Here is a 13,034-nt window from a genome sequence, read left to right as displayed (position 1 = left end):
TTTTTATGACAGAAGCCAGGATTCAGCCTCTTCAAAAGTTTTGAAAATTTCGAAGTCAAATCCTCTCTGCCTTCCAACGGAAGCCCACACTCTACCAAAATCTTCATTTTGTTTACTAACAATAACAGCCATTTTATATTGGCGATAATCAGTTAGTTTCAATTCAAATACTTTAACCAGATTATAGGCGTCAGAAGAAGGGATTGTATATATAGCTTTTCTGTAATCCAGCAGAAGTTTTTTATTTGGGGTCTCACGCATTTTATCTGCTATAATCTCCGCAAGCTTAGTAGAGTCAGACAGTGTTGAGCGGGTACCTTCACTATAAATTAAGGTGTAGTTTTCAGTAGGTGTAAACTGCAAAGCTATCTTTTTTGGAAAAGGCAAATAATTGAATTTTAGTGATCTTGTAAAAATAAATAAATATATGATTTATGAACCTATGTATGTAAATAATTTCAATGTATGTATAGAAAAATTACAATTTTACCTTAAGGTCTTGTATAAGGAAATACTGACTTAATATCATTGTTTTCTAACAATTTACTCGGTATATCAGCTAATAAAGTATTTTCTGACTTAGCAAGCCATATTTTGTCGGATAAGTCAATGGCCATTTCTACCTGATGCGTACTCAATAAAATACACTTATTTGATTGATGAGCTACCTTACTTAATAATTCAATTATGAGATACCTGTTGTTTGGGTCTAAATGCACAGTTGGTTCATCCAGAATCATTAAAGGACAATCTTGAGCAATGGCACGTGCAATTAGAGTTTTCTGTAACTGACCGTCACTAATTTTATGAATGTTTTTATGGGCAATTGCCTCAATTTCGCATAAAGCTAATGCCTTAGCCACAGCTTCTTTATCAGTTTCATTTAGCCTTCCTGACCAGCCAGTATAAGGATATCTCCCCATTTCAACTAACTCCTTTACTGTTAGTGAGGCATTGATACCTTGATTGGTTAGTACCACTGCAATTTTAGTAGCTAATTGTTTGCTATTGTATTGCTGAATGGCTTGGCCGTCAATGATTATTTCTCCGGATAGAGTAGGTTGCAGACCCGCCAATGTTCTTAAAAGGGTACTTTTACCAATTCCATTAACGCCTAATAAACAATGGAGCTCTCCGGTTTTTGCTGCTAAATTTAAGTCATTGAAGATAAGTTGTTGCTCCCTGCTTGAGGTGTAGCCAACCGATAGATTTTTTGTTTGCAATATGGTTGTCTGATTACCCAAAAGTTCTGGTTATGTTCTTTCTTCTAATGATTAACCAAATTACGATTGGAGCACCAAATAATGAAGTGATGGCATTAATTGGGAGAATTAAATCTAGCCCGGGTAGCTGAGCAATGATATCGCATAATAGTAAAGCACATGCGCCAATTAATAACACTGATGGTACTAATACCTTGTGATGCGAAGTCTTATGAATTAATCTGCTAAAATGAGGAATGGCCAATCCTATAAAAGCTATAGGTCCACAAAAGGCAGTTACAATTCCTGCCAATATACTTGTACTTAGTACAAGTATGATCCTCGTATTTAGTATTTTCAAGCCCATACTCTTGGCATAATATTCACCTAGAAGCAGCACATTTAATTGTTTGATTTGTGAATATCCAAGTGCTATCCCTAACAGAATTAGGGGGATAAATACTCTTAATTCGCTCCATGTCAAATTACCGGTTGCCCCGAAGGTCCAAAATAGGTAACTCTGTATATCTTCTGCAGAGCTGAAATATTGTAATACGCTGACAACTGCAGAGGTAAATGCTCCGAACATAATGCCTATCAATAATAAGGACATGCTATCTTTAATATTGAATGATACGAGTAAAATAATTGCCAATACGGAGGAAGAACCTATTATTGAAGCTGTCGCCATTCCATATGACGCAAATAATCCGTTTAAGCCAATTCCACTTAATACCAAAATGGCAACGCCTAAACTTGCTCCAGAGCTGATGCCTAATACAAAGGGACCGGCCAGCGGATTTCGAAAGAGCGTTTGCATTTGAAGACCGGCAAACCCAAGGGCACTTCCTGCAAAGAGGGCAGTAAGCATTTTAGGAAGTCGATAGCTAAAGACAATAGTTTTAAAAGCACTATCCGACTCATTTGAACTGGAAATGAGGTTCAATATTTCTACTGGTGAAATGTATACGGAGCCGGTAGAAATTGATATTATTACTAATATTAGTAATAGGCTACCGAATAGGATGAAGAATTTGCTATGGTCAACCTTTTCGCTCATTTAAGTGATTCGAAATAATGAAATTCAGCTTGTTTGCTAAAATCTAATTCAGGGTGAAGCATTTTTATATAGTCAGATAACACCAAGTCCGGTCTTGAGTAACCAGATTCAAGATAGTCATTACTACCGAACTCGTTCATTCTTTTAGTATAGCTATAAATATGTTTTTCCTGGAAGCTTTCAAAATAGGTGTATCGTTCATCTGCATTGGCTAATTCATCATAAGTATTAAATGAACCTACGCCTATCCATAAATCTGCCTTGCTAGCCTTTTGTAGCACATTCTCGAAGCCAAGCATTAGACTACCTGACTCCTTATTATCTGACCATAGATAATTGCCACCGGCATCTTCAATAAACTTAGCTGCATAGCTTTTACCGCCAGGTACATACCAGGTATCACCATATATGATACCTGTCATAACCCTTGGATGTTTGTCTGTAGGCTGTATCTCCGAGGAGAGCTGAATGTAATTTTGTTCAATGGCCGTAAAAATACTATCAGCTTCATCATACTTATTAAGTAGAAGACCTGTAAACTTTATCCATTCCGCCCTTCCTAAAGGAGAGGTCTCCATGAAGTCAGCATTGTAAATCACTGATATGTTTGACGCTTTTATTAAGTCATATTTTGATTGACTATTAGGCATGCTGTATGTCATGAATATATCAGGTTGTAGGTTTAGTATTTTCTCAATATTAAGCTCTTGTTTGATACCCACATCTGATAGCTTATTTTCTTTAACCATTGTACGTAAGGAGCTATCATAAATCCATTTAGTGCCAGGAAAGCCGATTAATTTATCTTCAGATTTTAGTAGATCAAAAGCAGGTAAATGACTTGTTGAAGTACAGATTACTTTGTCTACTGGAATTCTAATGAAAGCATCGGCTTTTAAACTATCCGGGTAATTCTCTGAATAGAGGATATATTTCTGAAACTCATTTTTAGCAACCTCAACGGTCACTTCAGTATATCCATGATTATGTTTAATGGAGAGTTTATCAGCATACTTAATAAGATCACTTTTCTTTTCAGTCGCTTGTTCCTGTTTCTTGGTACAAGAGGCAATTAATAGTATGGATAAAAATATTATAGAATGAATGAGCCTTTTGTTCATCCATCAAAATTAATGATTGTTAAATGCATTTAAATAAAAAAGGGAAGCTTTTGCTTCCCTTTTATAAATTTTGAGTAATTACTTCTTCATAAATCTAGAAGTGACCTTACCTTCATTGGTTTGAATTTCAATAAAGTATATTCCCAATTCCAATCTACTGACGTCAATGGCAGTTTTAGTAAAACTTAATTGAGAGAACACCTCCTGACCATTTATTGTTAAAATAGTTACAGAATTGATTATCTCTGCCCCTTCTTTCTCTATATATAATAGGTTAGAAGTTGGATTAGGATATATATTGAATGGAGCTATACCCCTAGGTTTATTGGCTGTGACCTCTGGTTCAGATATAGTGATGGTTAAGCTAGGAGAGCTCAAATTCTCTTGACAATTGTTATAGGCTTCTACTTGAATAGATGCTTCCCCAGAAAATGTTTCATTCCAAAGAACAGTAATTGAATCATCCTCAATAACAGTAATTTCACCTGCATTTTCTGGAGTTAAACTCCAAGTTACAGAGTCATAAGCTCCTAATGTTGTTTTATAGGCTGATTGCTCATTTTGAATCACCTCTAACCCGCCTATTGGAAGAGATGGTTGATCCAATTCATTACAGGATACTTCCACATTAATATTTAGCGCCTCTGAAGTTAAGCTTTCCTGACAGTTGTTATAGGCAGTAACCACAATGGAAGCTTCTCCTAAGTATTCAGTATCCCAAGTAATTGATACTTCATCATCTGAGAGTTTGGTTAAAGAACCAGCAGTTGCTGGCTCAAGTGTCCAGCTGGTAGAGTCGTAATCGCTCAATACTGTAGTATAAGTATTATTCTCAGCCTGGGTCACAGTGGTTGCTCCAGCAGGTTGGCCTGGCTGTGATAAGCTGTTGCATAACAGTTCTATTGTAATGGCGAGTGGCTCTGAGGCTATGCTTTCTTCACAGTTGTTATAGGCAGTAACTAGAATGGCAGCTTCTCCTAAGTATTCAGTATCCCAAGTAATTGATACTTCATCATCTGAGAGTTTGGTTAAAGTACCGGCAGTTGCTGGCTCAAGTGTCCAGCTAGTTGAGTCGTAATCGCTCAATACTGTACTATAAGTATTATTCTCAGTCTGGGTCACAGTGGTTGCTCCAGTAGGTTGTCCTGGCTGTGATAATGCATTACATAGCTTTTCAACCGTAATTAGGAGAGGTGCTGACGTTGCTGTGCCACAAAGGTTGCTTTCTTGAACTTGTAATTCTGCAATTCCTTCAAAAGTTTCAGACCAGCTGATGGTAATCGAATCAGTCTCTATCACGTCTATGGTACCAGCCTGAGTGGGAGATAAATTCCACTCTGCCTTGTTAGCACCATTTAAAGTTGCTGTATAGGAGGTAAGTGATGTTTGGGTGACAACCTCTTCACCAGAGGGAGAAGTAATTGAGGAAGGTGAATCACAAAAACTAGCAATGAAAGAGTTTCCAAAATAAGCTTGACCTTCAATTTCATCCATTGAATAACGTCCTTCTAAATTTGCACCAATTGTTAAAGAATTGTTTCCTCTAACGCATAAAACTTTTGGTTGACTTTGATTGGTTCTTATTGTCTTTCCCCAATCATATGTGCCATCTTCTAAGAGTTTAATAATATACAATGATGTTCCGCCATCGGCTGAAAGATTATCTACAGAATCTATTGATAAGGATTGTTTTAAAGATCCTTGAATGTAAACACTATTATTTTCATCCGTATTAATTTCTCCATAATTGTATTCTATTCTCTCTAGATGAATTGGTTTAACCCATTCAGTATTACCTAGACTATCATATTTGGCTATAAAATGATTATAATTGTTAGCTCCTTTTATGGTGTCCTGATCAAAAATATTTGATTTACCCATAAAGCCAGACATGTATATTCCACCTTTTTTCGAGTCTGTTAACGCACATCCCCAATAATAATAGTGGCCGTTTGATAAATCAGATGCACCATGGCTTTTAGCCCAATTAAGATTGCCATCTCTTTTTAAAGATATCATCAAATTATTACCAAATTCCTCATTTCCCAGGCTAATGGTTGTGTCCTCAATGGCTAAACTGGTTAATCCAGAACTGCTATATTCACCGGTAAATATTATTTTGTCATTGCTTATTGTAATACTTGAACCATATGCATATAATATATCACTGTTTCCGTAATTTTTAAACCAAATTAAATCACCTTGGGATGATAACTTGAGGATGAAAAAATCATATCCCCCATTACTAAGAAAGTTCTGACTACCAATATTAAAGTCTGAGTTCATATTTCCTGAAATATAAAGACTACCTTCAGAATCGTAGGCGGCACTCTGAAGTTCAAAACCTGAAAGTTGCTTGACCCAATCTACTGTGCCATCTTGATTAAATTGACCTACAAAATTTCCAGAGAAATTATAATGATTTTCATCAATGTAAAAATCAGACTCAGATTGACCTAGGAATGCTATTTTATTGTTATTGGAGACCAGACTATTTTGGTATTGAAAGGGTATTTCTGCATTGTATAATTTTTTCATCCATTTAATACCCATAGCATCGATCTTTGCTATTATTGCTGTTGATGAGTCCTTTAGTATTTCTCCAGAAAATTCAATGTTTCCTTTTTTGTTACCAGCTATTATTTTATCGTTTCCATTGCTATCAGCCTCTTTAAAGGCTCTGATATCAAAGCGTCCAGTTAAATTGTTTGATTGCGTTTTAAAAATAGTGTTATAGGTTTCAATATTTTGTTTTATTAAAGTAGCATTATAATCTACTGCACCATTTAATAGTATATTTCCGTCAGATAACTCATTTATTCCATAAAGAAATTTTTCAGATAAATAGTCATTAGAAAAGGAAGGGCTTTCCAAAAAGTTTAATGAGGTGTCAACTACAATAAAATCATTAATATTAATTGAGTTGTCGAAATTAAGTTCTGTAGTATTATTTGCTAAAATAAATACTTTTCCATTTGAATAGCTCAATTGTTCACCGATCGATGAATATGATTTTTCTAAAAATAAGGTTGAATCTTCTACACCATCTGGTTTAATCTTAGAAATGAATCTGCCATTACTTGCGTAGCCTTGGAGTATTTCTCCTTCCCAAGATATATTGTTTCTTGAATTCCCATAAAGATATGTATTATTGTTGTCGTCCTGTATGAGCCGAATTGGATAGGAATCACCGAATTCCCCAACAGGGACACTATTTTCTTTCATCCATTCGACTTCTCGACTATTTTTATCTTGAGACGTTAAAAATGTGGCCTGGTAGGAATTTGTTTCTTCAATACTGCTACTGTTCAGCTCAAGAATTCCACCAAAGTAACCGGTTAAAATTATCGATGTGTCATTAACAACTAAATCACTTATTTGACCATCGGAGAGTAAATTAAAACCAAATTTGTCTACTTCATTTCCTTCTAAGTCTAAAATGGCAACCTCGCTCAGATTAAAACTGATATAAATAGAATCACCTGAAATATCCATAGGAATAAATTCAGTAAAGGCATTTGGGTCTCTGTTAATGGCAAAATCTTTCACCCATTGTGTTGAGCCGTTCTGATTAAGTTTGATTAAGAAACTTCTTCTTTCAGATAATGGGTAGGAAGTTCCATTTATCAGTAAGTCTTTATTCGCTCTCCCCACCATTAAGTAGCCTCCATCAAAGGAAGTTATTTCATCCATGTTGAAAGTAATATCACTCGAAAAAGTTAGTATATCCTGAAGAGAAATTAAATCTCCAGCCGCACTATACTTAGCCATAAAATAGGTGGTAATACTATCATTACTCAAATTTTGACCATCAATACTTAATTCATTATGGTAATAGCCAAAAGCTGTGATTTTACCATCACTATCCTCCAAGGATTTTAGAAATACATTTTCACCTGTTCCTCCAAATAGCTCAACATCATTTACTGCTGGTGCTTCACCCATCTTTTGAGAGCTTCTTTTCAGCAGTTTTGGAAAGGTGCTACTGGCCTTTTCATTTTGTGAAAGTTTTAATAAATGTGGTTTCTGTTTAAATAATTGCTCTTCGGAACCAGAGGTTTGACGCTGTGCAGAAACAGAAAAAACTGTTATTATAAACAACAGAAATAAGTAAAATTTCTTCATTAGGTATATGATTAATATAAGTACAATTTCTCAACTGCAAACTTATATAAAATGTCTGTTCATAAAAAAGACCGAAAGGTATCTTTCGGTCTTTTTAGGAATAAGTTTTGTCTAGATATTACTTCGCGTAAGAAACAGATCTCATTTCTCTGATTACAGTTACTTTAATCTGTCCTGGGTACTGCATGTCTTTCTCTATTTTCTGAGAAATGTCAAATGATAACTGACCGGCTTTTTGATCAGTAACATTTTCAGCATCTACCATCACCCTAAGCTCACGACCAGCTTGTATTGCATAGCATTTATTTACACCATCGAAAGCCATGGCTAACTCTTCAAGCTCTTTAAGTCGCTTGATATAGCTGTCCATGATTTCTCTTCGGGCCCCTGGCCTTGCACCTGATATCGCATCGCACGCTTGTACAATAGGAGAGATAAGAGACGTCATTTCTATCTCATCATGGTGAGCACCGATGGCATTCAATACATCAGGATGCTCCTTGAATTTCTTGGCGAACTCCATGCCGATAATGGCATGTGGCTGCTCAGGCTCTTCCGGCCAAACTTTACCAATATCATGAAGTAAGCCTGCACGTTTGGCAAGTTTAGCATTCAAGCCTAATTCAGAAGCCATTGTAGCACACATGTTAGCTACTTCTCTGGAGTGCTGTAATAAGTTCTGACCATACGATGATCTGAAGCGCATACGACCTACCATCTTGATCAACTCAGGGTGTAGTCCATGTATCCCTAAATCAATTACAGTTCTTTCACCAATTTCAACAATTTCTTCCTCTATGTTTTTGGTCGTTTTATTAACAATCTCTTCGATTCTTGCCGGGTGTATTCTGCCATCCTGTACTAATCTATGAAGTGATAGTCTAGCTATCTCTCTTCTTACTGGATCAAAACCTGAAATAATAATGGCCTCTGGTGTGTCGTCAACAATAATTTCTACACCGGTTGCTGCTTCCAGAGCACGAATATTTCTCCCTTCACGACCAATGATTTTACCTTTGATGTCATCACTTTCGATATTGAAGATAGAAACGCAGTTTTCAACAGCATGTTCAGTAGCCGTTCTTTGGATAGTTGAGATTACAATTTTCTTAGCCTCTTTGGTAGCTGAAAGCTTGGCCTCTTCCATGATATCCTTTATCAGGGAGGATGCTTTGGTTTCCGCTTCGTCCTTTAAGGTTTCAATTAATTGTTCTCTGGCTTCATCAGCTGTTAAGTTAGCGGCCTTCTCTAAGATGTTAACTTGCTGTTCACGAACCTTTTCTAGGTCTTCTTTTCGTTTTGCGAGTACCTCTAATTGGGCATTAAGATTTTCTTTTAACTTATCAATTTCAGCTTGTTTTCTTTTATACTGTTCTAATTCTTTAGACACAGTTTGCTCACGCTGCTTGAGTTTGTTTTCGTTATTTACAAGTTGATTTTTTCTTCGATTAACATCATCCTCAAATTCAGCTTTCTTTTTAAGGTAATGCTCTTTGGCTTCGAGCATTTTATCTTTTTTGATATTTTCAGCATTTATTTCAGCCTCACGAACCAGCATTGACGCTTTGTCTTCAGCTTCTTTTAAGGCTTTTTCTACATTGCTTTTCTGAGTAAGCCTGCTAATAATAAATCCTATCACAACTCCAGCTATGCCGGCAATAATGATGTACAGTGTTGTTCCCATTGTGTTATATATTTAAATGGGAAGCATCCAGCTAGCTACTAACAAGGGTTATAATGATTGACTTATTAAGTGGTTGATAGATTGAATTTTATTAAGTGCAGATTCATCATTGCTGTTGATGTTATCCTCTACACTAAGTCTGTCGATTAAAGCATCGAAAGCCACCATTGAAAGCAAGTCTTGCTTGTCATCAATGCCAAAGCGCTCTCTGTACGATTTTAATCGTTCGTTTATTAATTTACCAGCTTTTCTAATGCGTTCTTCTTCCTCCGCTTTTACCGTCATCGGGTATTCTCTGTCCGCAATTTTTATTTTGATGGATAACTCCCTCATGCCACTGGCTTATTTATCTATCTTGTTAAGTGTAATATACACTTATCAATTTCTTTAATGTAATCGTCAATTTTCTCCCTCATGTCAGAAGTCTCAGCTTCATTCTTCCCAATAGTCCCTACAATCTTACTAATTTTATCTTGATTTTGAAAGTCTTTGATTCTCTCGTCTTTTTGTTTCAAGGCTAGCTTTAATTCCTGATTTTCAGCTTTTAAATGGCTAAGTTCATCTTTTGCAAGTTGATACTCATTCAGTAAAAGCTGAACTTTCCGCTCAAGTGTGTTTAATTCATTATGTAGTCTAGCCTGCTCCATGTGTTACTTTCTAATCACAGCACCAATTTCTTTTTCAAAGGCCTGCATTAGTTTGTTCATTGTTTTATCAATAATCTTATCGGTCAGGGTTTTTGATTTGTCTTGCAAGGTGAATGATAAGGCGTAGGCTTTTTTGCCTTCGTCAATTTTATCACCTTCATACACATCAAACACATCAATATTTGTGATGAGATATCCTGCCTGTTTTAAGCTGATTTCTTTAATGGATTTATAACTAACAGATTTGTCAATAACTAAAGACAAGTCTCTTTTTACTTCAGGGAATTTACTTACTGCTTCGAACTTGATGTTGGTGTCTACTTCATTTAAGAGTAGCGACCAATCAAAATCAGCATAGAAAACATCCTGCTTTAACCCATTAATTTTCAGTACTTTTTTACTCAGTTTACCCAATTGGCAAACCTCTTTTTTGTTGATTTTTAACTTCAAGCCGTAGTCGAAGACATCGCTGTGAAATTCTTCATTTTCAACACTTTCCGAATTAAATTTATTGAAAATTTTCAGAACTGCCGCATAGAGGTCGTGAAATTTTACTGATTCATTTTTCTGAATCCAGTTCTCGGATTCGTTTTTACCTGTCAGGTACAATGCCAGGCGCATTTTCTCCTGGTAATTGCCTTTTATTTTTTTATAAGTTTTTCCGAATTCAAAAAACTTAAGGTTTTGTTGCTTACGGTTTATGTTATAAGCGAGTACATCCAATCCAGTGAAAAATAGATCCTGACGCATAACACCTAATTCTTCACTTAACTTATTGAGTATTTCAACATTTTCATCAGGGTTGTAGGCATCAATAAGCTCACTATATTTTTGTTTGGTGAGTGAGTTGGTCATAATCTCCTGATAGCCATTGCCTACTAGAAGCATTGCCGCTTCTTTTCTCTTTTGCATTGGGTCAACTTCCGGGAAACTCGCCAGGTAAGTAGCAGACATGCTTTCAGGCGTATCAATATTGTTGAAGCCATAAATCCTGATGATTTCTTCAATTACATCGGCTTCTCTGGTTACATCAACTCGGTAAGGAGGAACAATTGCTTTGAAGCCTTCTTCACTTTTCTGCTCAGTTTTAATGTCAAGCAGATTCAATATTTCATGAATACGATCGTGTCCTATCTTTTTACCGATAAGTCTGTCGATGTTTTTATATTTAACGGTTATTTCAAAGTCTTTAACAGGATTTGGATAATGGTCAATCACTTCGCTACTGATTGTGCCTCCTGCTAATTCTTTTATTAAAAGAGCAGCTCTTTTGAGTGCGTAGACGGTTATGTTAGGATCAGTACCTCTCTCATAACGGAAAGAAGCATCTGTTTTTAACTGATGATTTTGAGCAGTTTTTCTGATGCTATCAGGCGAGAAATAGGCTGACTCTAAGAATATTTTAGTCGTTTTCTCGGTTACACCAGAACTGATGCCTCCAAAAACTCCTGCAATGCACATTGGCTGTTTATCACCATTGCAAATCATCAAATCTGTTGATTTGAGTTTACGCTCTTTCTCGTCAAGTGTAGTGAATTTGGTGTCTTCTGGCAATTGGGTAACAATTACTTTATTGCCTGTTATTTGATCAGCATCAAAAGCATGTAATGGCTGCCCTACTTCGTGTAGCACATAATTAGTGATATCAACTATATTGTTGATGGGTTCTAAACCAATACTTTTAAGCGCATTTTTTAACCAGTCAGGAGATTCTTTTACCTCAACATTGCTAATTGTTACTCCACTGTAACGCGGACAAGCATTTTCATCTTCAACAGAAACCTCAATTGGTAAGTCCTGATTATCTATTTTAAAATTATCAACTGATGGCCAGTTAACTTCTTTTTTGGTTACAGCTTTAATATCTCTTGCTGCACCAATATGTCCGGTAGCGTCAGCTCTATTTGGTGTTAAGCCGATCTCGAAAACATAATCAGAACTTAAATTAAAATATTGAGCTGCAGGTGTTCCATTAGCTAAATCAGTATCTAAAACCAAAATACCATCATGACTTTTTCCCAGGCCTAATTCATCTTCTGCGCAGATCATACCCAGAGATACTTCACTTCTTATTTTGGATTTTTTGATCTTAAAGGGTTTATCTGGTTCCGGATATAGTATGGAACCTACGGTGGCTACTACTACTTTTTGTCCTGCAGCCACATTGGGTGCTCCACACACTATTTGAACTGGTTCATCTTCACCAATATCAACTGTGGTTACCTTTAATTTGTCAGCATTCTCATGCTTTTCACATGTCAATACTTCTCCGATTACAACACCTTTTAATCCTCCTGGTACGGATTCAACTTCTTCAAGGCCTTCAACTTCCAAGCCCGTATCAGTTAACAGTTGTGAAAGTTCTTCAGGAGTTTTATTTATTTCTATATAATTCTTTAACCAGTTTAAAGCAATCTTCATTGTCAAATAAAATTTCAGCCAAACACGGCTATTCGATTAATAGTCAGTTGTTTTGCTCCGTTAAATAATAGGTAAATGAGCGAACCGACTTTGCTAATCAGCAAAATTAATCAAATCGATGACAATGAGAATGCTTAAAGTAACTTAATCGAAATTTTTCTCTCCGGCAGTGATGGCTACTGACAGTTGATTTTGTGGAGGTGGAACCGGACAGCTGTAACCTTTTACATAAGCACAATATGGATTATAGGCATAATTAAAATCTAAAGTGATTTTTGATTGTGAACCGTCATATTCAGTCTCCAAATAGCGACCAGCTCCATAAGTACTTACAGCACTGGTTTCGTCATAAAAAGGTAAGAAATAATGGTCTCTGTCGGCAGATTGTAATAAAGTAAGGTCTTCGTGAGATCCTAAAATATCAAAATGGAGTATTGCGACTTCCTGATACACTTTTACGGAATCATCACTAGTCTGTAGCTGATGCACTTTTCCGTTTTCAATTTTTTCTACTGAAGCCGTTACTTTAAACTCAGGATTGATGTCAAAATAATTGAGGCTATCAAAGGATTCCTTTTGCACTACAAACGGAGATTCCTCATCAGTTTTCATGAACTGATGTTTCTCTGCTCTGCTCTGAAGAACTGAGGCTTGGTAAGCTTCAACTGTTTCAGTTTCAGATGTAACCCCTTGTTGACTGGTATATAGACTAACGGCTGTAATCACTACCAGAGCAACTACAGCCGTTATCATTAATAATTTTACTGGTTTCAT

Annotated in this window: 10 protein-coding genes; all 10 read right to left on the bottom strand. The window is 36.1% G+C overall.

Annotation, left to right across the window (positions count from 1 at the left end):
- Positions 1–3 precede the first annotated feature (3 nt).
- On the bottom strand, positions 4–387 hold the full coding sequence (locus JKP34_RS16040; RefSeq protein WP_201923693.1) for a hypothetical protein: 384 nt from the start codon (positions 385–387) through the stop codon (positions 4–6).
- A gap of 104 nt (positions 388–491) precedes the next feature.
- Positions 492–1,244 carry an ABC transporter ATP-binding protein gene (locus tag JKP34_RS16035; protein ID WP_201923692.1) on the bottom strand — a complete coding sequence of 251 codons (753 nt, stop codon included), beginning with the start codon at positions 1,242–1,244 and terminating at the stop codon, positions 492–494.
- A complete protein-coding gene (locus tag JKP34_RS16030; protein ID WP_201923690.1) occupies positions 1,237–2,262 on the bottom strand; it encodes an iron ABC transporter permease in 1,026 nt (341 codons plus the stop codon). The genes JKP34_RS16035 and JKP34_RS16030 overlap by 8 nt, the downstream gene beginning before the upstream one ends.
- Entirely contained in the window at positions 2,259–3,383 is a 1,125-nt protein-coding gene (locus JKP34_RS16025; protein ID WP_201923688.1) for an ABC transporter substrate-binding protein, read from the bottom strand. The genes JKP34_RS16030 and JKP34_RS16025 overlap by 4 nt, the downstream gene beginning before the upstream one ends.
- Positions 3,384–3,461: 78 nt before the next feature.
- Complete coding sequence (locus JKP34_RS16020; protein WP_201923686.1) at positions 3,462–7,508, bottom strand: T9SS type A sorting domain-containing protein; 4,047 nt, start codon at positions 7,506–7,508, stop codon at positions 3,462–3,464.
- Positions 7,509–7,626: 118 nt separating this feature from the next.
- A complete protein-coding gene (gene rny / locus JKP34_RS16015; protein ID WP_201923684.1) occupies positions 7,627–9,192 on the bottom strand; it encodes a ribonuclease Y in 1,566 nt (521 codons plus the stop codon).
- A 48-nt stretch (positions 9,193–9,240) separates the two neighbouring features.
- Positions 9,241–9,525 carry a cell division protein ZapA gene (locus JKP34_RS16010; RefSeq protein ID WP_201923682.1) on the bottom strand — a complete coding sequence of 95 codons (285 nt, stop codon included), beginning with the start codon at positions 9,523–9,525 and terminating at the stop codon, positions 9,241–9,243.
- 17 nt (positions 9,526–9,542) lie between these two features.
- Positions 9,543–9,839 (bottom strand): hypothetical protein, encoded by a 297-nt coding sequence (locus JKP34_RS16005; protein WP_201923680.1) that lies wholly within the window; start codon positions 9,837–9,839, stop codon positions 9,543–9,545.
- A gap of 3 nt (positions 9,840–9,842) precedes the next feature.
- The gene (gene pheT / locus JKP34_RS16000) at positions 9,843–12,260 is read right to left on the bottom strand and encodes a phenylalanine--tRNA ligase subunit beta (RefSeq protein WP_201923678.1); all 2,418 of its coding nucleotides are present in this window, start codon (positions 12,258–12,260) and stop codon (positions 9,843–9,845) included.
- Positions 12,261–12,404: 144 nt separating this feature from the next.
- Positions 12,405–13,034, bottom strand: a complete 630-nt coding sequence (locus JKP34_RS15995) for a DUF1684 domain-containing protein (protein WP_201923676.1) — start codon at positions 13,032–13,034, stop codon at positions 12,405–12,407.

The organism is Marivirga atlantica (genome assembly GCF_016734805.1).
Lineage (GTDB): Bacteria > Bacteroidota > Bacteroidia > Cytophagales > Cyclobacteriaceae > Marivirga > Marivirga atlantica.
The sequence above is the reverse complement of the archived record's forward strand: the minus strand, read 5'-3'. Positions and strand labels throughout refer to the sequence as shown.

Bases quoted from the DNA above. Each gene is read 5' to 3' on its own strand.
- JKP34_RS16025 (WP_201923688.1), bottom strand. From the start codon at position 3,383: ATGAACAAAAGGCTCATTCATTCTATAATATTTTTATCCATACTATTA.
- rny (WP_201923684.1), bottom strand. From the start codon at position 9,192: ATGGGAACAACACTGTACATCATTATTGCCGGCATAGCTGGAGTTGTG.
- JKP34_RS16010 (WP_201923682.1), bottom strand. From the start codon at position 9,525: ATGAGGGAGTTATCCATCAAAATAAAAATTGCGGACAGAGAATACCCG.
- JKP34_RS15995 (WP_201923676.1), bottom strand. From the start codon at position 13,034: ATGAAACCAGTAAAATTATTAATGATAACGGCTGTAGTTGCTCTGGTA.
- pheT (WP_201923678.1), bottom strand. From the start codon at position 12,260: ATGAAGATTGCTTTAAACTGGTTAAAGAATTATATAGAAATAAATAAA.
- JKP34_RS16005 (WP_201923680.1), bottom strand. From the start codon at position 9,839: ATGGAGCAGGCTAGACTACATAATGAATTAAACACACTTGAGCGGAAA.
- JKP34_RS16030 (WP_201923690.1), bottom strand. From the start codon at position 2,262: ATGAGCGAAAAGGTTGACCATAGCAAATTCTTCATCCTATTCGGTAGC.
- JKP34_RS16020 (WP_201923686.1), bottom strand. From the start codon at position 7,508: ATGAAGAAATTTTACTTATTTCTGTTGTTTATAATAACAGTTTTTTCT.